Source organism: Arthrobacter sp. 05T442 (genome assembly GCF_056395945.1).
The window spans coordinates 75290-94921 of record NZ_JBFTKM010000013.1 but is presented as its reverse complement, the minus strand read 5'-3'; the positions used below and the strand labels follow the sequence as shown (position 1 = coordinate 94921).

22 protein-coding genes are annotated in these 19632 nt (G+C 66.7%); 10 read left to right on the top strand and 12 right to left on the bottom strand.

Annotated elements, in window-relative coordinates; genetic code table 11:
* Positions 1-76 precede the first annotated feature (76 nt).
* The 3 genes from AC1DES_RS13505 to AC1DES_RS13495 all read right to left on the bottom strand — a co-directional run bounded on the left by AC1DES_RS13505 (position 77) and on the right by AC1DES_RS13495 (position 2254).
* The gene (locus AC1DES_RS13505) at positions 77-553 is read right to left on the bottom strand and encodes an NUDIX hydrolase (RefSeq protein WP_476896215.1); all 477 of its coding nucleotides are present in this window, start codon (positions 551-553) and stop codon (positions 77-79) included.
* 77 nt (positions 554-630) lie between these two features.
* Positions 631-1032 (bottom strand): DUF7793 family protein, encoded by a 402-nt coding sequence (locus AC1DES_RS13500; protein WP_476896214.1) that lies wholly within the window; start codon positions 1030-1032, stop codon positions 631-633.
* Positions 1033-1486: 454 nt separating this feature from the next.
* Positions 1487-2254: an SDR family oxidoreductase gene (locus AC1DES_RS13495; protein WP_476896213.1), complete on the bottom strand. Its 768-nt coding sequence runs from the start codon at positions 2252-2254 to the stop codon at positions 1487-1489.
* Between the two features lie 146 nt (positions 2255-2400).
* Between AC1DES_RS13495 and AC1DES_RS13490 the strand changes: the two genes are divergently transcribed.
* Positions 2401-3099 carry a DUF998 domain-containing protein gene (locus AC1DES_RS13490; RefSeq protein WP_476896212.1) on the top strand — a complete coding sequence of 233 codons (699 nt, stop codon included), beginning with the start codon at positions 2401-2403 and terminating at the stop codon, positions 3097-3099.
* 193 nt (positions 3100-3292) lie between these two features.
* Positions 3293-3613, top strand: coding sequence for a GYD domain-containing protein (locus AC1DES_RS13485; RefSeq protein WP_476896211.1), 321 nt, complete (start codon positions 3293-3295; stop codon positions 3611-3613).
* A gap of 38 nt (positions 3614-3651) precedes the next feature.
* Here AC1DES_RS13485 and AC1DES_RS13480 read toward each other — a convergent pair whose 3' ends face one another.
* Both AC1DES_RS13480 and AC1DES_RS13475 read right to left on the bottom strand, forming a co-directional pair.
* On the bottom strand, positions 3652-4353 hold the full coding sequence (locus tag AC1DES_RS13480; RefSeq protein ID WP_476896210.1) for a maleylpyruvate isomerase family mycothiol-dependent enzyme: 702 nt from the start codon (positions 4351-4353) through the stop codon (positions 3652-3654).
* A gap of 1 nt (position 4354) precedes the next feature.
* The gene (locus AC1DES_RS13475; RefSeq protein WP_476896209.1) at positions 4355-4507 is read right to left on the bottom strand and encodes a hypothetical protein; all 153 of its coding nucleotides are present in this window, start codon (positions 4505-4507) and stop codon (positions 4355-4357) included.
* Positions 4508-4769: 262 nt separating this feature from the next.
* Between AC1DES_RS13475 and AC1DES_RS13470 the strand changes: the two genes are divergently transcribed.
* From AC1DES_RS13470 to AC1DES_RS13460, 3 genes are all read left to right on the top strand, one after another.
* The gene (locus AC1DES_RS13470) at positions 4770-5051 is read left to right on the top strand and encodes a DUF3311 domain-containing protein (protein WP_476896208.1); all 282 of its coding nucleotides are present in this window, start codon (positions 4770-4772) and stop codon (positions 5049-5051) included.
* Positions 5048-6742, top strand: coding sequence for a monocarboxylate uptake permease MctP (mctP, locus tag AC1DES_RS13465; protein ID WP_476896207.1), 1695 nt, complete (start codon positions 5048-5050; stop codon positions 6740-6742). The genes AC1DES_RS13470 and mctP overlap by 4 nt, the downstream gene beginning before the upstream one ends.
* A gap of 225 nt (positions 6743-6967) precedes the next feature.
* Entirely contained in the window at positions 6968-7981 is a 1014-nt protein-coding gene (locus tag AC1DES_RS13460) for an isopenicillin N synthase family dioxygenase (RefSeq protein ID WP_476896206.1), read from the top strand.
* A 10-nt stretch (positions 7982-7991) separates the two neighbouring features.
* Here the strand turns inward: AC1DES_RS13460 and AC1DES_RS13455 are convergent, their stop codons facing one another.
* Genes AC1DES_RS13455 through AC1DES_RS13445 form a run of 3 tightly spaced genes read right to left on the bottom strand, consistent with a single transcriptional unit; the run spans position 7992 to position 10421 of the window.
* On the bottom strand, positions 7992-8792 hold the full coding sequence (locus AC1DES_RS13455; protein ID WP_476896205.1) for a potassium channel family protein: 801 nt from the start codon (positions 8790-8792) through the stop codon (positions 7992-7994).
* 9 nt (positions 8793-8801) lie between these two features.
* A complete protein-coding gene (locus AC1DES_RS13450) occupies positions 8802-9812 on the bottom strand; it encodes a class I SAM-dependent methyltransferase (RefSeq protein ID WP_476896204.1) in 1011 nt (336 codons plus the stop codon).
* Positions 9813-9833: 21 nt separating this feature from the next.
* The gene (locus AC1DES_RS13445) at positions 9834-10421 is read right to left on the bottom strand and encodes a hypothetical protein (RefSeq protein WP_476896203.1); all 588 of its coding nucleotides are present in this window, start codon (positions 10419-10421) and stop codon (positions 9834-9836) included.
* Between the two features lie 147 nt (positions 10422-10568).
* Between AC1DES_RS13445 and AC1DES_RS13440 the strand changes: the two genes are divergently transcribed.
* On the top strand, positions 10569-10772 hold the full coding sequence (locus AC1DES_RS13440; RefSeq protein WP_476896202.1) for a hypothetical protein: 204 nt from the start codon (positions 10569-10571) through the stop codon (positions 10770-10772).
* Between the two features lie 163 nt (positions 10773-10935).
* Positions 10936-12102 carry a cytochrome P450 gene (locus tag AC1DES_RS13435; RefSeq protein WP_476896201.1) on the top strand — a complete coding sequence of 389 codons (1167 nt, stop codon included), beginning with the start codon at positions 10936-10938 and terminating at the stop codon, positions 12100-12102.
* A gap of 58 nt (positions 12103-12160) precedes the next feature.
* On the opposite strand, the gene AC1DES_RS13430 is transcribed toward AC1DES_RS13435, so the two are convergent.
* Complete coding sequence (locus tag AC1DES_RS13430) at positions 12161-12979, bottom strand: alpha/beta fold hydrolase (protein ID WP_476896232.1); 819 nt, start codon at positions 12977-12979, stop codon at positions 12161-12163.
* On the bottom strand, positions 12979-13611 hold the full coding sequence (locus AC1DES_RS13425) for a cysteine dioxygenase family protein (RefSeq protein WP_476896200.1): 633 nt from the start codon (positions 13609-13611) through the stop codon (positions 12979-12981). Before AC1DES_RS13425 ends, AC1DES_RS13430 begins: the two co-directional genes overlap by 1 nt.
* A gap of 73 nt (positions 13612-13684) precedes the next feature.
* On the opposite strand from AC1DES_RS13425, the gene pdxR reads away from it, so the two are divergent.
* Entirely contained in the window at positions 13685-15082 is a 1398-nt protein-coding gene (pdxR, locus tag AC1DES_RS13420) for a MocR-like pyridoxine biosynthesis transcription factor PdxR (RefSeq protein ID WP_476896199.1), read from the top strand.
* Between the two features lie 114 nt (positions 15083-15196).
* Here pdxR and AC1DES_RS13415 read toward each other — a convergent pair whose 3' ends face one another.
* Together AC1DES_RS13415 and AC1DES_RS13410 are read right to left on the bottom strand one after the other, a co-directional pair.
* Positions 15197-16462, bottom strand: a complete 1266-nt coding sequence (locus tag AC1DES_RS13415; RefSeq protein WP_476896198.1) for an APC family permease — start codon at positions 16460-16462, stop codon at positions 15197-15199.
* Positions 16463-16577: 115 nt separating this feature from the next.
* Entirely contained in the window at positions 16578-17474 is an 897-nt protein-coding gene (locus AC1DES_RS13410) for an amidohydrolase family protein (RefSeq protein WP_476896197.1), read from the bottom strand.
* A gap of 119 nt (positions 17475-17593) precedes the next feature.
* On the opposite strand from AC1DES_RS13410, the gene AC1DES_RS13405 reads away from it, so the two are divergent.
* On the top strand, positions 17594-19006 hold the full coding sequence (locus tag AC1DES_RS13405) for an aminoglycoside phosphotransferase family protein (protein WP_476896196.1): 1413 nt from the start codon (positions 17594-17596) through the stop codon (positions 19004-19006).
* A gap of 49 nt (positions 19007-19055) precedes the next feature.
* Complete coding sequence (locus AC1DES_RS13400) at positions 19056-19574, top strand: SRPBCC domain-containing protein (RefSeq protein WP_476896195.1); 519 nt, start codon at positions 19056-19058, stop codon at positions 19572-19574.
* Positions 19575-19632: the final 58 nt, after the last annotated feature.

Sequence of the window (19632 nt, the reverse complement as noted above, 5' to 3'; positions counted from 1 at the left end):
CTAGCACAACCACTGGAGCCTCTCCCGATCCCGGCGCGGCTCGCACGGGGGAGGTCCCGTCCGTCGTGCGGCGACGTCATGCGCCGCGGGTCCGGAGGAGCTGGATGAGCCCGTCGAGGATTGGCAGTTGACCACCTACCAGCTTGGTGCGGGCTCCGGCCGCTGTGGTCCATGCTGCGTTGTCGACCTCAGGGTAGTTCCGCACAGTGCCGGATCCCTTAGGCCATTCGAGTGAGAAGGTGTTGCTCACGATGCGATCCGGGTCAAAGTCCGATTCGGCCGTGAAAACCGTGATGACCTTGCCTGAGGGTTGCCGGAAGGAGCCCAAATGGAGGTAGTCGGTGGAGGGTGCGGGGGTGCCCATCTCCTCGGCGAACTCACGCTTTGCTGCCGCCAGGGGGTCCTCGTCGCTGAGGTATTCGCCCTTGGGGATGGACCAGGCGCGGGCATCCTTGCGGGACCAGAATGGTCCGCCCATATGGGCTATCCAAACCTCCAACTCCGCTGTTGCGCTCCACCGGTAGAGCAGGATGCCTGCGCTCAGAACCGTCATTTGTCCTCCACGTCCCTAGGTTATCCGTGTGCGCGGCGAACGGGCGGAAAGCAGGCGCTGATCGCGCCCGGGGAACCTCAGCCTTGTGCGGGGACTTCGCCGGCCGGGCTCGGATCGGGGAGCTGGTCCAGCCACGTCACGGCGTCGAGCGCAGACGTGAAGAAACGTTGGGGGCAGTTTTGTTCGCGCTGGAGCGCCGCCGCGACGACGCGATCAACGACCGTGCTTCCGACGAGGGCGACGGCGGCGACGAAGCGCGCCTCCAGAAGGACGCACCGGGCCCCTGCGCTTATTACCACGTCGGTGATTTCGACCAGCAGGCGTCGCGGCCGGCCGCCGCTCATCCTCTGAACCGCCAGGACGGCGGAGGTCGCGTCGTCCGCTTCAACACTCGAACCGGGCGTCCACGTCAGGTGCAGCGTCCCGCCCGGACCCGCTGCCAAAGTCGCCTTACCGCCCGCGAGCGTGATTTCCCCCACCTATGCCTCCGGTTTGAGGATAGTCCGGCCTGACGGGGAACTATGACTTGTCTCAGATACTGGACGCGATCCCGGGCCGGGGGAGTGGGGTGCCGGAAGGTTACTGAAAGCCTGGGGCCGCCGCCGGGCTGCGGAACGGGAGAGGGGCTGTCTCGGGCCAATTCCGGGACGCATTGAGGCTGCAACCCTGGCTGCTGCATTGGCGCGCAGCCACCTCCCAGTCGGGCTGGGCGGCACCCGGAGAACGCGCGTCCTTCCAAATCGGAATCACTCTGGAACCACACTCCGGGCACGGAGGCTCCATGTGCGCGCGTCTTTGCGCTTTGTGCATGTTTCCCCCAGAAATATTGGTGCTTCCCGCCGTGCAGCAAATCTAACAATATGTCCAGCGAATGTACAAACACTTGGTGCCCGCGGATGCGATGACCGCTGCCCGGGCGGTGACAGGCGCGGCTCAGGAGGGCGGGACGCCGGTGAGCTCCGCGAGCCGGTTCAGGAGCCGGTCCTGGAAACCGGGGTCGAGGGCAACAGGTGCGGGCTTTCGCTGTTTCCGGTGGTACCAGTACCCGCCGCTGACCGCCGCCGCCGGATCGTCGCTGGTGGCAAGCCATGTTTGAGTGCGGTGGCCCATTTCCAGATCATCCGGAGCGCCGGGGCCCCCCATTTTCGTGGGGACCCAGCCCGGATCCACGGCATTGCTGCGCACCTCCGGCCAGCGGCGCGCGACCGTGAGGGCCAACGCCGCGACGTACAGCTTGCTCTCGGCATACGCCTCGCCGGCGTTCCACCGCCGCTCGGTCCAGTCGATGTCGTGCAATGAGCCGCTGCTTCCGCGGTGCATTCCGCTGCTGAGGTAGATCAGGCGGGTGGGCCGTTCAATGAGCACAGTGAGCAGGTACGGCGCCAGGGTGTTCACGGCAAGGGTCCGCGCGTGTCCCTCGGGTGTCACCGCCCGTTCCGGCTCCAGATAGGTGCCGGCGTTGTGGATGACAGCGTCCATCCTCCCGATGCTGTTCACATGGTCGGCCACCGCTTCGGTTTCAACCGCGCTGCTGAGATCCCCGACGACGACGCCTGCTGCCCGTGCGGCGAGATCGGCGACGGCAGCTGCACGCTCGGGTGTTCGGACGTGCAGGACGACCTCGTGGCCCTCGTCCAGGAGGGTGCGCGCCGCGGCGCGGCCGAGCCCGTCGGCGGATCCGGTGATGAAGATGCGTGCCACGGGATGTTCCCTTCGCCAGTTCGGTCGGTATGTGGAGGATACGCCCTGCGGCGGGGCAGCTTTGTCCGGGGTCGTGGGCGCGGCTGTCAACGGCGGCCGCCAGTGGGCGCCGGTGAGCTGTTGCGGGAGTAGATAGGCTTCACTGTGTGAGCTTCCGCCCATTCCCCGGCCATGCGGTGGCCCGACGACGACGCGTAGAACTGGCCGCGGTGGCGGGCAGGATCGGGGCGGTCCTCTTCGTCTTTGTCTTCACCGTTCTTGGGTGGCTGGACTCCGGCTACTCTGCGACGCGCATGTTCGTCAGCGAACTGTCCCTCGGCCCGCAGGGATGGGTCCAGATTCTGAACTTCGTGCTGACCGGCGCCTTGGTGGTGGCGTTCGGCCGGGGCCTCGCCGCCCACTTCAGCACCGGCGCGGCTTCCCGGGCCGGCCCCGTGCTTGTGCAGGGCATCGGAGTGAGCCTGATCGCGTCCGGACCATTCATCACCGACCCGTCGGCGATGTTCGACCAAACCACGACGCATGGTTTTGTGCACGGTATTTTCGGCGCTATCGTCTTCACGTTTGCGCCCATCAGCTGCTTCGTTTTCTATCGGCGTTTCCGCAGGGACCCCTGGTGGCGCTCGCTGGCGGGGTGGACGCTATTCAGCGGCGTCGTGCTCACGGTCGGGATCGGCGTCCTCAAAATCAGCCAGCAGCCCTCGGGCGGGCTGTTCGAGTGGAAGGGCCTCGTGCAACGCGTGCTCCTCGTCACGTTCATGACGTGGATTTTTGCGGTCGCCTCGCGCCTGCGCCGCTGCTGTCGGGACCCGGAGCGCGGCCTCGGCGCCCCGCCGTCGTCCTAGCACGGAGGTTTCCGCGTGAGGCAGCGTATCCGGTGGAGCGGGGGTCGACCTGAATCTCATTGTCAGGGCCACGAGCACGGCCTAGGATGTGCATGGCCCCACTTCGGGGACCAGCTCCGGGACCTTCTTTCGATGGGTGTTCGGCACACCTTCGCATACCCCCGTCCCGGACATTACGGGACAGGAAAAGACCATGACCAAGTATCTGTTCGAAGCGAACTATGTGGGCGATGGAATAAAGGGCCTCATGCGCGAGGGCGGCACCAAGCGCCGTGATGCGGTCGTCGAAGCCCTCAAATCCGTCGGAGGCTCGCTCGAATGTTTCTACTACGCGTTCGGGGACACCGATGTCCTGGGGGTGTTCGAGATCCCGGAGCAAGCCGGGGCCGCCGCACTCTCCCTCATGATCAATTCGACGGGCGCCGTAGACCTGCGGTTGAAACCCCTCATGACGCCCGACGACCTCGACGAAGCAGCCAGGAAAACACCGTCCTACCGGGCGCCCGGACAATAGGGCACGGTTGCTGCGGACAAATCGGGCATGGCGCTGGCTCAGGGCGTCAGCGGCCCCTGAAGGACGCGCAGGGCAAGGCCGGTGTCACCTTCGATGTTGGCCGTCCCTGCGAGATCGGAGCGGCCCCAAAGACCGAGGTACATGCCGCGCGCGGGGGCGGTAATCGATGCGGCGGCGGCACCCTGGCCGAGTGTCCAGCTCCCGCCTCCGGGGACGCGGAAGATCACGGCCTGTTCCGGGCGGGGCATCCGCTCCAGACGCAGCTGGCGCGGGGCGAACATTGTCAGGACCTCATCGATTCCGTCGAGCAGGATGTCCGCCCCGAGGGCAGGGACCTCGGATTCTGAAGCCTGGCAGGCGTCGGCGAGGTGGATGGCGTGTTCGTGCGCCTGGCGCCGGAGCCAGAACCCGGCCATCCGCGGGGGCGGTCCAAAGTTCCAGCACTGTGCTTCGGGGTCCAGTGCCGCCATCGTCCCGAGGAAGGCGTCAGTACCTTCGAGGAACCATGCCGCGGCGCCCTCGTACGGCGGCGCCGGTTCCTCGACGAACGTCCCGCGGCTAACCACACCGGCCGCCCACCGTTCGATCGAACCGAGGTGCCCGAACAGCTGGTCGAGGGTCCAGCCCGGACAGGCCGGAACAGATCGTGCCACTATTTCGCGGGGCTGGAGTGCCAGCACTTTCAAGTGCGCAAGGCTGCTGGCCAGCGCGGCAAGGTAGGCGTCGGGTGGTAACCGCATCCTAAAGACCCGGCAGCGGTGGTGGATCGGGCAGTGCCGAGGCGTCATCGGGGGCGGAGAGGAGAGCCGGCTCGACGGGGTCCTCTCCCATCGCGACGAGCAGCTCATTGATCGAGATCTGGCCCGTCAGTTCGCCCTCCGGTCCCGTGCACATACCAAAACGATAGGCGATCCAGCCCGCGCCACTGCGCTGGAACACGGCCCGCCGGCCGACTGTCCGGCGGCGTTAGCGTTCTCCGGCGCTCCCGCCGTGGTCCGGTCCGCCCTCGGCGGGGCAGCTTCGGGCACTGCCCTGTCGGATGGCACATCCACTGTCTATTCTGGTCATGGATCGGTGCTACGTACGGTCCGCAGGCCGCCGGCACGTCCGGGAAAACCCTTCCTGCACCGGGGGCCGTCTCGATGAGGAGGCGTCGATGTCCAGTCCTGATGTGCCAACGCGCGGGCCTGCCAGATCCGGCCCGTACATTCTTGCCGGAATCCTGCTCACTATCGCCATTTTGGTTCCGCTAATTGTCCCTGCGTATTCGGTCGATAAGCCGCGCTTGGCCGGGATCCCGTTCTTCTACTGGTACCAGATGCTGTGGGTTCCGATCACGGCGGGCCTGGTCGGCATCTCGTACGGACTGGTCACGAGGGAGGACCGCCGCCGGCGCGAAGCCGTGCGGGGTACGCGCAGCGGGGATGAGGAGCCATGACCGCGGCCACCGTCCCTCTGGCCGCGCCGGACCGGCCCGTCAACGGCGTCGCACTGACGATCGTGATCATCCTCTTCGTCGTCGTGGCCGTCGTAGGCTTTCTGGCAGCCCGGTGGCGCTCGGGGGAGCGGAGCGGGCTGCACAGCCTGGATGAGTGGGGCCTCGGCGGCCGGGGGTTTGGAACCTGGGTGACCTGGTTCCTGCTCGGCGGCGACCTCTACACGGCCTACACGTTCGTGGCCGTGCCGGCGGCAATGTGGGCCACCGGCGCCGTCAGCGGCTTCTTCGCGGTGCCTTACACGATTGTGCTGTACCCCATCGTGTTCTTGCTCATGAGCCGGCTGTGGTCCGTCTCCCACCGGCATGGATTCGTCACGCCGGCGGACTTCGTGGGCGGCCGGTACGGCAGCAGGGCGCTGACGCTCGCCGTCGCCGTCACCGGCATCGTCGCGACCATGCCCTACATCGCGCTGCAGCTGGTCGGCATCAAAGCGGTCCTTACAGTGCTGGGCCTGGGCAGCGCAGAGAACGCATTGCTCACAGACCTGCCGCTGATCATCGCGTTTGTGGTGCTGGCGGCCTACACGTACACCTCGGGCCTGCGCGCTCCGGCTCTGATCGCCGTCGTCAAGGATCTGCTGATCTATCTGGCAGTCATCGTCGCGGTGATCTATCTGCCGATCAAGTTCGGCGGCTGGGACAACATCTTCAATGCGGCGCAGGCGAAACTGGACGCGGTCAGCCCGGCCACCGGCAAGCCGGCGGGGGCCTTCATCCCGGGTGCGGCCAGCTATTCGGCTTACTGGACGCTGGCGCTTGGCTCGGCCCTCGCGCTGTTCATGTATCCGCACTCGATCACGGGCGTCCTGGCCACCAAGAGCCGGAACACGATCCGCAAGAACGCCGCGGTGCTGCCGCTGTACTCGCTGATGCTGGGGTTCCTGGCGCTGCTAGGCTACGTTGCCATCTCGGCCGGTACCAAGCCCATCGACTTGAACGGCGCGGTCAACCCGCAACTGGTGGTGCCGCAGCTGTTCCTGGACCACTTCCCGGGCTGGTTTGCCGGGGTTGCCCTGGCGGCTATCGCGATCGGTGCGCTGGTCCCGGCCGCGATCATGTCGATAGCGGCCGCGAACCTGTTCACCCGCAACGTCTACCGGGACCTGTTCCGGCCCAACGCGGACCCCCGGCAGGAAGCCAAGGTCTCCAAGATCGCCTCGCTTGTGGTGAAGTTTGGTGCGCTGATTTTCGTTATCGCGATGGACCAGTCGGCTGCCATCAACATGCAGCTCCTCGGCGGCATCTGGATCCTGCAGACTTTCCCGGCAATCGTGGCGGGGCTCTATACCAGGTGGTTCCACCGGTGGGCGCTTTTCGCGGGCTGGGCCGCTGGCATCCTGTACGGCACCATTGCGGCCTACAACGTGGTCAACCCGGCTACGAAGGCCCACTTTGGCGGGGCCATCGCGGCCATCCCCGGCACCGATGTTCAGGTCTACATCGCTGTCGTGGCGTTCGTGATCAACCTCATCGTCGCAGCCGGCCTGTCCCTGGCATTCCGGGCGATGAAGCTTCCCGACGGGCAGGACATTACCCGCAGCTCTGACTACGGCGCCGACGAGCACGACCCTAAAGTCGCCGAGCTGGCGCGCGAGTATCCTCTGGGCGAGTCCGGGGCCGCCACGCTCTGATTCCGGGGGAGGCACTGGGCAAGCCCTCACGGGGCAGGCGGCGAAGGAAGGAGGACCGCCGTCGGGGATCGTCCCGCGGTATCCGGCTCCAGCCCGGGACCGCGGGCGCCCCAGCTCCGGATGTCTTATTTCGACACGTTAATCCCCAACATCATGGCCGGATCCGTAACATTGGAGCTAATACAGGCTTCGGTTTGCCAAGTTCGCTGTAAAGGACTAAGAGACGTGTCACTCGAATCATTGCCCGTCCTGGACTTCTCCCGATTGAGCGCGGGCCCGGTGGAGGCCTCCCGGTTTCGGGACGAACTGCGCAACGCCATGCATGAGGTCGGGTTCCTCTATCTGGCCGGCCATGGCGTCCCGCAGGAGCTCACGGACGCCATGCTCGAGGTCTCCCGGCGGTTCTTTGAACTGCCGGAGGAACAAAAGCTCGCGGTCGAGAATGTTTACAGCCCGCAGTTCCGCGGCTACACGCGCGTCGGCGGCGAGCTCACGGACGGGGCGGTCGACTGGCGGGAGCAGATCGACATCGGCGTCGAACGTGCCGCTGTGACGCCGGGCGACGGCATCGCGGACTACTGGCGCCTGGAGGGGCCCAACTTGTGGCCGGACACACTGCCCGAAATGCGGGAGATTGTCTCTGAGTGGACCGAGCGGCTGAGTGATATCTCCCTCGCTCTCCTGCGGGCGCTTGCCGTGTCCCTTGGAGCGCCCGAGGACACCTTCGACGCAGCGTTTGCCGCACGGGCTTTCCCCCTGCTCAAAGTCGTGCGTTATCCGGGGGAGTCCAACCCCGAACCCAAGCAGGGTGTCGGGTCCCACCGCGACGGCGGCGTGCTGACGCTGCTCCTCGTCGAACCCGGCAAGGGCGGACTCCAGGTCGAGTACCAGGGGCGGTGGATCGACGCGCCTCAGGTGCCCGGAACATTCGTGGTCAACATCGGCGAGATGCTCGAGCTGGCCACGAACGGCTACCTCAAGGCGACTCTGCACCGGGTGATCTCTCCCCTCCGCGGGACCGACAGGATCTCTCTTCCGTTCTTCTACAACCCGGCGCTGGACGCGACCATGCCACAGCTCGCGGTGAGTCCGGAGTTTCAGGCCAAAGCCCGCGGACTGTCGGTTGACCCGAGCAACAGCCCGATCCTGGAGACCTACGGGGACAATGCCCTCCGCTACCGGCTCCGGGCCCACCCCAACGTTGTCGCAGTCCACCACGCGGATCTCGTGAAGAGCTGACGCCCGTCCGCTAAATCCGACGGTCCGGCTCTCCGTCTGTGTGGGGGCAGCCATTCTGGCAAGAGCCTGGCCGCAGGAGATTTGCCGTGGACTGCTGCAGGCCGGCAAGTTGGGCGGTGAGGAGGTCGATCTGTTGCGCGAGCCGGGCAACCTCCGTTCGGAATGGCTCCTCGCTTGCTTCGACGTCCGCTGCAGTTTCACGTGCGACGTTCTCCACCAGCCACGATGCGACGGCGGCCGTAACGACCCCCAGCACGGCAATCCCGCCGATCATCAGACCCCCGGCCACGAGGCGCCCCATCAGGCTCACCGGAAAGTGGTCTCCGTATCCGACGGTTGTAATGGTGGTCATCGCCCACCAGACGGCGTCGCCGAAGTTGGTGATGTTGGAGCCTTCGGCGTTCTCCTCCACGTCGAGCACGGCCAGGGCGCCCGCGTAGATGAGGAGTGTTGCGGCAGCAAGGACGTAGGTAATGATCCGCCCGCGTAGGGCGTTGCCGCCGGTGCGGTGCAGGATCCGTAACAGGGTGACAAGACGCAGGAGCCGCAACGGTCGCAGGGCAGGGAGCATGAGGATGAGGAGTTCGTGGAGGTTCCGGATGAACCACCGTCCTCGCTGCGGTGCCAGGTAGAGATTGGCCGCGTAGTCCACGGCGAAGGCCGCCCATGTGATCCAGATGGTGACCTCGATCGCGTCAGCCTGGGTGGGCTTCAGGTTTGCGATCACCTGGATGGAATAGGCCGTCAGGAACAAAACCGCAGCCGCGAGCATGGGCCATTCGGAGTACTTACGCCAGAGCGCTTGATTCATGCTCCAAGGCTAGGGGACGGCATTGTTCTGCTGGCCCACCGTGGCCGCAACGAAACCGGCCGGGGCCTGCCGCCGTCGGGTCTCTGTTCCGAAATTCCGGTGTTCTTCAAGCGTCAGGCCGAAGGCTGCGACGAAATCCGCGGCACGCTGCCGGGCCGGGGGATCGTTGTCGAGCCCGAAGGTGAGCGGCTCGCCCACGAATTTCGTCGTCGCCCGGGCATAGCGCATGTACGGCGACCGGGACGCCATGGTCCCGGCGGAGAAGTAGTCAAAGGCAACGACGCTGCCGGGGGCCGTCCCTGCGATCCGCCGCAACGTTTCCTCGACGGACGCGCGGTCCAGGTACATGGTCACCGCTTCCCAGAGGAAGAACGCGGGCCGGGCCGCGTCGTATCCTGCCGCCGCAAGCTTCCCAAACCAGTCCTCCGCCTGGAAGTCGGCGGGCACGTAGGTGGCCAGGTCAGTTGCGAGGCCCGCGCTCTTCAGCAACTCGAGTTTGAAGGCCTGGGTTCGGGGCTGGTCAATCTCGAAGCACTTCACGTGCACATCCGGTGAGAGGCGGTAGACGCGGGTGTCGAACCCGGCGCCGAGGATGACCAGCTGGTCGATGCCGGGGAGGTGGCGGCGGAGGGCGGCATCGTAGAGGCTTGTCCGTGCGGTCTGCTGGTGACGCATCGGGGGCTCGCCCTCATAGGGATAGCGGTAGATCCGCGGAACATAGCCGCTCAGGAGATATCCCACGATCGTCGGGGCGGTCTCCAGCCCGAAGGCTGCACGGGAAACGTTGGGCATGGCCATCATGAGCCGTGCGGCGGGCTCATCAGGTCTGGTTCCCAGCCTGTGCTGCATGTAGCGGGTGTAGAGCGATGCGAGCAGGGTCGCCGAAATCCCCGTCCGGTGGCTGTAGAGGAGCAGCTTGGGCACTCCCCAGAGGTATCCCGCCGTCCCGACCGGGAGGAGGGCCAATTGGAACGCGCGAAACAAGGACGCCTGCGCGATTCCCCGGATTTGTCGCATCATTTGCCGCATCCTGGCTCAGCCTTATCCCGCACCGACGGCCGGGAGTGAGGCCCGGTTCCTGATTCGGGACTCACCGAAATCCACGCCCAGACGTCCAATCTCCCGGATTCCACGGTCTCTGGACTTGGGGCGGCCCACGGCGATGTGCGGTATCCAATGGGGGTACCTGAAACCAAGGGCCCGCGAACTGAGTATGAAGTCGTCGATGTTATCCACGAGGAGCTCGTCCAGCAGTTCGTGCAGCGCCTTCACGAGGGAGACCTGATAGTCCCGCACGTGCCCGGGTACCTCAACTTCGAGTCCGGACACGCTGCCGCCGCCGAGGACGACCAGCCTGTCGCTGCTCCCGGAAAAGCCTCCCAGCACCGGAAGCGCCTGCAGCCAGTCCACCGTCCTGCCGGCAGCTGCTGCGGCGGTGGTGACGCCCTTCGTCCAATCGGCCACGTCCTGGCAGAATTCGTCCAGGATGCCGATGTGCAGCAGGGTCAGGTGCAGCCCCTGGCGCCTGCGCAGCGCATCGACGTAGCTGCCCAGACCCTCGTAGTCCGCAGGGCCGGTCCCGATGTTGATTACAGGCACCTCCACCGTGATGCGCGCAAATGTTTGCACCGGACCCCCTGTTATCCGCACGACGTTACCCACGCTGGCCGTCGGCTCTCGGTGCAATTATCCTCCAGTGATGGAGGCTCCCGCGAATGACTCATCGGACGCTGCGCGCAAGGAGTAGGGTTTGCCTCAACCGACGAAGGGGTCCCCATGAGCTACAAGTATCGAACCGTCCGGGTACGCGGCACGGAACTGATCGGAACCATCGCGCGTAAACACGGGAGCGCGGCCGAGATCTACGAAACCTCGAAGGACCCGAGCACCTCGGTGGTTCCGGTGTTCTTCCCGGAAACGGGCGAGGTCCGATTCTTCGACAGGTCAATGTTGGAGGACGTCGTAACTCCGGCCGGATAGCATTCTTTGTTTTGGGTACGGCGGGGCGGATGCGGGCGGACGGGAATACCATGGTGCTGCTGGGTACTTAGGGGGGAGTCGCGCGGGCCGCTTGCCCGTCGCCCCCGACGGCTTGTCCGTCAACAGGACGGACAGGTCTCCCGACTGATCAGGAGGACCAGCCATGACGGACGTCTCCGCATTTGAGCAGCAGCTGAATCCGTTTCCCCACTACGACGCCATGCGGCGAGACCAGCCCGTCTTCCAGGACCAACAGTCCGGGGTCTGGCATGTCTTCCTCTACGACGACGTGCACCGGGTCCTCGCCGAGCACGCCACATTTTCCTCCCGGATGGGAGGGGATAACCCGTCGGAGACAGGCCAGCTCTTCGCGGCCAGCCTGATCAACACCGATCCGCCCCGTCATCGCCAGCTGCGTTCCCTTGTGACGCAGGCGTTCACACCCCGTGCGGTGGAGGCCCTCGGCCCGCGCATCTCGGAAATCACCGATGAGCTACTTGGCCCGGCGTTTGCCGGCGGAACCATGGACCTCATCAAGGAACTGGCGTATCCCTTGCCGGTGATCGTCATCGCGGAGCTCATGGGCATTCCCGCAGCGGACCGGGACCGGTTCAAACAGTGGTCCGACCTCATCGTCAGCCAGGCGCAGCATTCGGACGACGGATCCGGACCCGGCGCGGACCATCGGGAAATGACCGAATATTTCCTGGGCATGATCGAGGAGCGCAGGCGCCGGCCCGGCAACGATCTGATCAGCAAGCTGCTGGAAGCGGAGATCGACGGCCAGCATCTGAGTGTCATCGAACTTCTCGGGTTCTGCGCCCTGCTGCTTGTCGCCGGCAACGAAACGACGACAAACCTGATCGGCAATGCGGTGCTGTGCTTTAGCGAAAACCCCGGCACGGTCGAGCGGCTCAGCGCCGATCCGGCGCTGCTCCCGGACGCCATTGAAGAAGTGCTTCGTTACCTTTCCCCGGTCCAGTCCATGTACCGCGTTGCCGCCGTTGATGCGACACTGGGCGGTCACCGCATTCCAGCCGGCTCGCCCTTGGTTGCGTGGATCGGTTCGGCGAACCGTGATGGCCTGCAGTTCCCGGATCCGGGCGTGTTCGACGTCGGGCGCGCACCCAACCGCCACCTCGCGTTCGGTCAGGGCATCCACTTTTGCCTCGGAGCGCCGCTTGCCCGGCTCGAGGCCAGGATCGCGCTGCAGGCCGTGATCTCGCGCCTCCCGGGACTCGCGGTGGCACCCGATACGCCCCTGGAACGGGTCGGCAGCACCATCATCTACGGTCTCAAAGAGCTCCCTGTTGTCTGGCAGCCTGCCTGAGGAATGGCGGAATCCCGCTCAAGTGCGTTCCGCCCGAGGCCCGGACGTGAACCTCCGGCTAAGAACTGCCGCTCCCGGGGCTCGTCCGCACTGTCGCTGCGTGGAACTCTGCGATGGCGCGGGCAAGCTCGTCGGGTGCCCTGAGATTGGCGGAGTGCCCCTGCCCGCGCAGCACCCGCCGCTCGGTGCGGGGCAGGGTCCGGGCCAGGACGTCCAGCCGTCGGCCCAGGTGGGCGGGACTCTTGTCACCGCCGACCAGGAGGACGGGCGACTGGATTTCCTTGTACAGGTCAAGCCGCAGGCCGAGCTGTTCCAAGGCGGCGTTGTCGTCCATTTGCCGTGGCGCGAGGCTGCGCATCCTGGGGCTGGCGCCGACAAACATGCGGATGAGTCCGGCCTGCCAGGCCGGGAGCCCGACCATGTCGCGGGTGAAAATCTGCATGGCCTTCCCGGGTTTGCCGGCGGCGATGGCAGCCTGGGCGCTGAGCAGGGCGACCCCGCCGACAGGGCCATCGGTCCTCAGCGGGGGCTCGTACAGGACGCCTCCAATGAACGACGACGGAAGCGCCGCCAGCGCTTCGAGCGCAACCACCGCCCCGGACGAGTGCCCCACAATGAGCATGGGTTCCCCCACCGTTTCGGCCAGGGCCTTGATGTCGGCGACCTCCTCGGCGATCGACGCCGGGGCACCTGTCGTGATGTCCAGCCGGTACTGGCGGCGCAGCACAGTCAGGACCCGGAACTGTCCCGCGAGGGCGGCGGCAACCTTCTGCCAGGAACTGCCGTCATCCATGCCCGGATGGACGACCAGGATGGCCGGTCCCTGGCCCGACTCAAGAGCGCGCACCTCGGTGCCGTCAGCGGAAATCGTTGTCATCACGGGGATGCCTCCAAGGAATGCCGGGCGATAGCTGTGGGGAAGTGGCGCGACGCGGTCACCTGGCGTGGAGAAAGGGGGAGATCGTAGGTGCGCCGGATGCTGTTGCCGATGCGGTTGATGTCCGTGCCGTAAATGTGGAGCGATATGCCCAGCCCGGCTCCCGAATTGGTCACGCGATGGATGTCACCCGGCGGGGCGAACCCGGCAACCGCGCCGGCCTCGTCCGTCCGGGTTCCCGTCAGTTCGAGGACCCCGCCCGCCCCGACCAGGCGAAATCTCTCCTCACGCTCCTGTCCCGCCACTACGCCCACCACGCACCAGGACGTGTGATCGTGGATGCTCGTCGCGTAACCCGGGCTTGTGACCAGGGCGACCACGGAGAAGGAGCCGTCCGGCTCCACATGCAGTACCTGCCCGCGATCGGCGCCGTGCTGTGCAGCGGCGGGGACGGCCAGCAATACCTCCCTGGCGGAAGGAAGAATTGGTCTCACCGCCGCGGCGACCGTTTCGGCGACGCACTGCCAGTCGCCCGGGGAACGCGTGTCCGCCCTGACAGCGGCGTAAAGATCTTCCAGGCCGGGTATGGGCGCCGCCTGGCGGGCGACGTCGGGCACTGCAACTGGCTTCATTTTTGGGGTCCTTTCCACTTTCCGTTGCTGAAAGGCTAGGCCGCAGGGTGGCCCACGTGTAAGGTCCGATTCCATGGCAGTTGACTGGTCCGGTTCATCGCCGTCGTTCCTGTTGGGACTTGACCGCAGCAAGCGGGGGACGCTCGGAGTCCAGCTGCAGGAGGCGCTGCGGGCCGCAATCCGGTCAGGGCGCCTCAGCCCCGGCGAGCGGCTGCCCTCAACCCGGAGCATGTCCGAGGAGTTGGGCGTCTCCCGGGGCCTCGTCCAGGCAAGCTATGAGCAGCTGGAAGCCGAAGGCTACCTTCTGGCCCGCGGAGGGTCGGCGACCCGCGTCGCGCTTACCCCGCGACCGGGTGTCGTCGAAGCTGGAACGACGCCGCCGGCAGCCGCCATGGCGATCGATTTTGCCCCGGGCAGGCCCGACCTCCGCAGTTTCCCGATGCGCGACTGGATGTGGGCCTGCGGCGAAGTGGCCCGGTCGGCGTCGGCCGCCGACGCGGGCTATGCCGACCCGCGAGGGCTCGTCCAGCTCCGCGAGGTCGTTGCGTCGTACGTCCGGCGCGTGCGGGGCGGCGTCGCCGGAGCAGCCAACGTCGTGATCTGCAGCGGGTTCACGCAGGGCCTGAGCCTGACGCTCGCCGTTCTGGCGCAGCGCGGCGTGCGGTGCGTCGCCGTCGAAGACCCTGGCCATTTGGAGATGGCGGAGCTGGTCAGGCGTGCCGGCCTGCGCCCGGTGTTCGTGCCGGTTGACGCGGAGGGGCTGGTGGTCGATGCCCTCATCGCCACCGGCGCCACAGCCGTGATCGTCACCCCCGCGCACCAGACCCCGACCGGTGTTGTCCTGGCGCCCTCACGACGGCAGGCACTGCTGAAATGGGGGATGGACTGCGAAGGGATCGTCATCGAGGACGACTACGATTCCGAGTTCCGGTATGACAAGAAGCCCGTCGGTTCGCTCCAGGGGCTGGCTGCGGACCGGGTGGTCAGCATCGGCTCGGTGAGCAAGTCACTGGCACCTGCCCTGCGGCTCGGCTGGGTTATCGCTCCCGGGGGTCTGGTCGCGGAAATAGCACGGGAAAAATACCGGGCCGACCGCGGGTCGCCCGGCTTCGACCAGCTGGTTCTCTCCCGCCTGATGGCATCCGGCAGGTTCGACCGCCATCTGCGGCGCATGCGCGGCGTCTACGCCGGCCGGCGGGCCGCATTGGTCGAAGCCCTGGCCGTTCACGCACCCGGAACTTCGCTGACCGGGCTGGCCGCTGGTTTCCACGCCGTGGCCGGGCTCCCGCCGGGCACGGACGAGGACGCGGTCGTGGCGGCAGCCGCGGAGCGGTCCGTCGGTCTGCAGGGCCTGGCCCGTTACCGGTCGGGTCGACTCGGCGGGCCGCCGGGGATCGTGCTCGGCTTCGGCGACCTCCGCGAGGAGTCGATCAGAAGCGGAATAGCCGCCATTGCCGACCTCCTGCGTTGAGGCCTTCGCCGCAAAACGGCCTGTCAACGCGCTCCGTTGACACCGCCTGGGGCCCTGCTGCCTGGGCTTCACCTGGCCGTGCCCATGCGAGGGAAGGCTTCGCTGTCCCGAAGGTCAGGGCTTCTGTGTTCCCGGCAGGCGCAGGCGCACGCCCCGGTACAGGACGCCGGCGGCGAACATGGCCAGGCCCGCGATCACGGACCCCGCCGGCAAGGTGGCCACCAGGACCACGCAGGCCGCCGCGCCGGCGATTTGCAGCGCTTTCGGGTAGCGGCGGTGTTCCCCCGTCTGGGTGAACGCGGCAAGGTTGGCGACGAGGTAGTAGATCAGCACGCCGAAGGAAGAGAAGCCGATGGCGCCCCGGAGATCGGCCACGCTGATTATAAGGCAGACCACCGCGGCCAGGACCACCTCGGCCCGGTGGGGGACTTTGAAGCGCGGATGGACGGCGGCCAACCAGCGGGGCAGATCAGCCTCCCGAGCCATCGCCAGGCTGGTCCGGCCCAATCCCGCGATCAGCGCCAGGAGCGCTCCCAGTGAGGCAAGAGCGGCGCCGCCCCGGACGATGGGCGCAGCCCACTCCCACGGACCGGCGGATACCGCGGCCGCCAGCGGAGCCCGAGTCCCTGCGACGCCGACCGGGCCCAGGACGGCGAGGATGCTCACGGCAATGACGGCGTAGACAGCGATGGCAATGCCCAGCGCGATTACGATGGCCCGCGGAATGGTCTTGCGGGGATTGATGACCTCTTCGCCCATGGTGGCGATGCGCGCGTAGCCGGCGAAGGCGAAGAAAAGCAGCCCGGCGGACTGGAGGATCCCGTACCACCCGTGGGAGAGCAGTCCGCCGTCGACCATTCGCAGGGGGTCGGCGGCGCCGGGGCCCCAGCAGGCTGCGACGGCGATGGCCAGGGCCGCCAGGACAGCGACGACTATGACCCGGGTCAGGGTGGCGGTGCGCGTGACGCCCCGGTAGTTGACTGCGGCCAACAGGATTACGGCGGCGATCGCGACCGGACGCTCCCAGCCGGGAGGCGCTGCGTAGGCGGCAAAGGTCAGGGCCATGGCTGCGCTGCTGGCCGTCTTGCCGATGACGAAACCCCACCCGGCCAGGAAGCCGGGCCACGGCCCGAGCCGCTCGCGTCCGTATACGTAGGTGCCCCCGGACGTCGGGTATTGGGCGGCGAGCTGGGCCGAGGCCGTGGCGTTGCAGAACGCGACGGCAGCGGCCACCAGCAGGCCGACGAGCAGTCCGGACCCGGCGGCCTGGGCGGCGGGGGTGAACGCGGCGAAGACCCCCGCGCCGACCATGGAGCCGAGGCCGATGACGACCGCATCGAAAGTGTTCAACCTGCGGGCCAGGACGGGGTGGTTGCTCAACGCACAAAGACCTTTCGGACGGAAGCCGGTATCTGCCCTGCGGGCCGCAGTCCTCAACTCTATCGGGCCCGCGCCCGAGCCCGCGCCCGAGCCCGCGCCCGAGCCCGGATGGGCCCTAGTCTCCGACCAGCCTGTGCCCGTTGTCCCAACAGACAGCACGCAGCCAGTCATCGTCGAGCCGGGGTTCTTTGTCCCGCAGGCGTTCCAGGGCCTCCAGCTGGTGGGCGTAAGGGTAGGGGATGTTGGGGAAGTCGCTCCCCAGTACGACCTTCTCCTGCAGGTCTGCCAGCCGCGGCAGGAGGTCTGAAGGGAACGGGTCACCTGCCTCGAAGAAGTCCGTGAAAGCCATGGTGGTGTCCAGATGGACCCGCGGGTACGCCTCTGCAAGGCTGAGGAACTCGGCGTATTCGGGCGCACCGAGATGGGCGACGACGGCGGTCAGCCCGGGGTGCCGGCGAAGGACGCCCTCAAGCTTGTCGGGTCCGGTGAAACCTGCCCGGGGAACGGGGCCGCTGCCCACGTGCACGACCACCGGGACCTTAGCGTCGGTCAGCAACCCCCAGACAGGGTCCAGTGCGGGCTCGCGGAGGTCAAACCCGCCCACCTGGGCGTGGACCTTGAAGACCCGCGCGCCGCGTGCGAGGGCCGACCGGACCTGGTCCACGACACCGTCCTCGGGGTAGAAGGTCGCGCTTGGAACACAGTCCGCCTCAGCGGCTGCCAGATCCAGGGCGAAGTCTGTGAGGTCCGCCGCCATGCCCGACCGGTGGGCGTATGTCAATGCGGTGAACCGGCGGATGCCGAGCCTGCGCACGTGCGCCAACCTGCGGTCCTGGTTCCAGCGGTAGGTGATCGGCCAGGGGCGCCCGATCAGCGGACCGGCGTCGTCAAAGTGCGCCCACACCCGCCGCATCATGCGGTCGGGCAGGAAATGCGTGTGAATGTCGATCAGTCCCGGCAGGCCGAGTTGCTCCCACCAGGCCGGCACATCCGTATCCGCAAGAGGTGTCAACCAGGTCTCCTTCCACAGCGCGTGCAGACCCAGTGTGCCACTAGGCGGCCAGTGTCCCGGCAAGGGATCCGACGGGGACATGTTCGCATGGGTGGCACCACAACGCCTAGCATCGCTACATGAGACAGGTTGCGATGCCCATTGCTGCCCGCGACCGGCTTCTCGACCGGTTCGGCCCCGCGGCCGCGGACTGGATCGACGGTTTCGGAGCGATCGTGGCAGAACTCTGCCAGAAATGGGGACTGGACGCCCGCACTGTCCGCGCGGGTGGAACGGGCGCCGTTGTGGAGTGCGTGTCGAGTGCGGATGAAACGCGGTACGCCCTCAAGCTCTCACCCGACCGTGCAATCACGGAGCAGGAGTCGGCCGCGCTGACGTACTGGGCGGCCGCTCCCAGGGTCGTCGACCTGGTGGACGCGGACGCTGCCCGCAGCGCGATCTTGCTCGAGTGGCTACCCGGCACCACTGGGCTGACCGCTCAGACAGGGGGAATCACCGAGGTCTCCGGCCTCATCAAGGACCTCTACGCACCGCGCCAAACGCCGCTCCCTGATGTTCCCCTCGCTGCAGAGCGCGTGGAGTTCGTGTTCGAGTTGTGGGAGCGCCGCCGACGCGCTCTCCCGGACTCGCCGATCGACGATGCACTCTGGCGTCGATGCCGCGCGGCTGCGATGGATATGGCAAGTAGCGGTAATTCACTTCTTCACGGTGATCTTCACGCCGGCAACATTCTGCGGGCCGGCGGCGGCCGCGGGATTGTCGCCATCGACCCACGCCCGTGCATCGGCGATCCGGCGATGGACCTCACCGACCTGGCCATGACCGGAGGGACCAGCCCAGCGGCCGTCTGGAGCCGGTGCCGTCAACTCGCTGATACTGCCGATCAAATCGACGCAGACCGGCTGTGGCGCTGGTGCTGCAACTTCGCGCCGCTCATGGCCGTGTCACTCGCCCGCCGGGCCGCGAGGACCGAGGACATCATCCTCATGCGCAACCTCGCTGCTCATTCCGGTCGATGGGGCAGGAGCTTCCCCTCCCACCCCAGAGCCGCTAGGATTCGCGGAAACTGTGTATCCAACCGCGGGTTGTCGCGTTGCCCATGGCCTCCTGAGGGGGTCCCGCCGCTGCTCAGGAAAGGACTTCCCATGCCGGACTCCAGCGTCGAAGGGACCGCACGCTCCTACATCCAGGCCGTTGGCTCCCACAATATAGGCGCCCTTGAAAACCTGCTCAGCGGGGATCTCGTAGCCACCTTCGCCGGCGCGACTCTCGACAAGGCCGGCTGGACCACGGCACTCAAGCGCCTTCTCCCGGTGCTGGTCCGCAACGAGATCCAGGAGGTCTTCACCGCGCAGGACCGCGCCTGCATCGTGTATGACTTCATCACCGATACGACTGCCGGTGCCGTGAGGTGCATCGAACTGCTCACCATCAACGAAGACAAAATCCGCGGGATCGAACTCGTCCTGGATCGGGTCGCGTTCGCCCCCGTCAATGAGGCCCTGAAGGCCCGGGTGCCGCCGCGCCAATGAAGATCAACGACTGGCTGAATCGATACGAGCGTGACCGAAGGAGCACCCGATGATCAACAAAACACCCGGAAGCGCGCGCACCCTGGGCACCCTGCGAGCAGCGGACGGAAAGGGCATCGTACGACTTGAAGACCGGTTCGACACCGATATGGATGGCCTTTGGTCAGCCCTCACCGATCCGCGCCGTCTCGCCCGCTGGCTCGGCGAGGTAGAAGGCGATCGTCGCCAGGGCGGTGATTTCCACGCACGCTACTTTGCCAGCGGATGGGAAGGCACTTGCCGCGTGGAAGTGTGCGAGCCTCCACAGCGGCTGCTGATACTGACCAAATCCCCGGACGAACCGGACGGCGTCATCGAGGCGACGCTCACCTCCGACGGGGACCACATTATCCTGGTCATCGAGGATCGTGGCTTGCCCCTCGAGCAGATCGCCGCCTACGGGGCAGGAGACCAAATCCATGTCGAAGACCTCGCAGCCTACCTCTCCGGCCGTGAACGCTGCGATGCGCGGGTGCGGTGGCAAGAACTCCACCCCGCATACCAGGAGCTTGCCGCACATCTCACCTAGCACGTCTGCAGCCCTGCCGCCGCACGCGGCCCTGCCGAACGGCACCCCCGAACGCAGA

Coding starts and splice junctions, on each gene's coding strand:
- pdxR (WP_476896199.1), top strand. CDS start 13,685: ATGGCAGTTGACTGGTCCGGTTCATCGCCGTCGTTCCTGTTGGGACTT.
- AC1DES_RS13475 (WP_476896209.1), bottom strand. CDS start 4,507: ATGTGCACGGGACCGGAGGGCGAACTGACGGGCCAGATCTCGATCAAT.
- AC1DES_RS13480 (WP_476896210.1), bottom strand. CDS start 4,353: ATGCGGTTACCACCCGACGCCTACCTTGCCGCGCTGGCCAGCAGCCTT.
- AC1DES_RS13455 (WP_476896205.1), bottom strand. CDS start 8,792: ATGAATCAAGCGCTCTGGCGTAAGTACTCCGAATGGCCCATGCTCGCG.
- AC1DES_RS13440 (WP_476896202.1), top strand. CDS start 10,569: ATGAGCTACAAGTATCGAACCGTCCGGGTACGCGGCACGGAACTGATC.
- AC1DES_RS13505 (WP_476896215.1), bottom strand. CDS start 553: ATGACGGTTCTGAGCGCAGGCATCCTGCTCTACCGGTGGAGCGCAACA.
- AC1DES_RS13450 (WP_476896204.1), bottom strand. CDS start 9,812: ATGATGCGACAAATCCGGGGAATCGCGCAGGCGTCCTTGTTTCGCGCG.
- AC1DES_RS13485 (WP_476896211.1), top strand. CDS start 3,293: ATGACCAAGTATCTGTTCGAAGCGAACTATGTGGGCGATGGAATAAAG.
- mctP (WP_476896207.1), top strand. CDS start 5,048: ATGACCGCGGCCACCGTCCCTCTGGCCGCGCCGGACCGGCCCGTCAAC.
- AC1DES_RS13430 (WP_476896232.1), bottom strand. CDS start 12,979: ATGACAACGATTTCCGCTGACGGCACCGAGGTGCGCGCTCTTGAGTCG.
- AC1DES_RS13400 (WP_476896195.1), top strand. CDS start 19,056: ATGATCAACAAAACACCCGGAAGCGCGCGCACCCTGGGCACCCTGCGA.
- AC1DES_RS13470 (WP_476896208.1), top strand. CDS start 4,770: ATGTCCAGTCCTGATGTGCCAACGCGCGGGCCTGCCAGATCCGGCCCG.
- AC1DES_RS13435 (WP_476896201.1), top strand. CDS start 10,936: ATGACGGACGTCTCCGCATTTGAGCAGCAGCTGAATCCGTTTCCCCAC.
- AC1DES_RS13425 (WP_476896200.1), bottom strand. CDS start 13,611: ATGAAGCCAGTTGCAGTGCCCGACGTCGCCCGCCAGGCGGCGCCCATA.
- AC1DES_RS13405 (WP_476896196.1), top strand. CDS start 17,594: ATGAGACAGGTTGCGATGCCCATTGCTGCCCGCGACCGGCTTCTCGAC.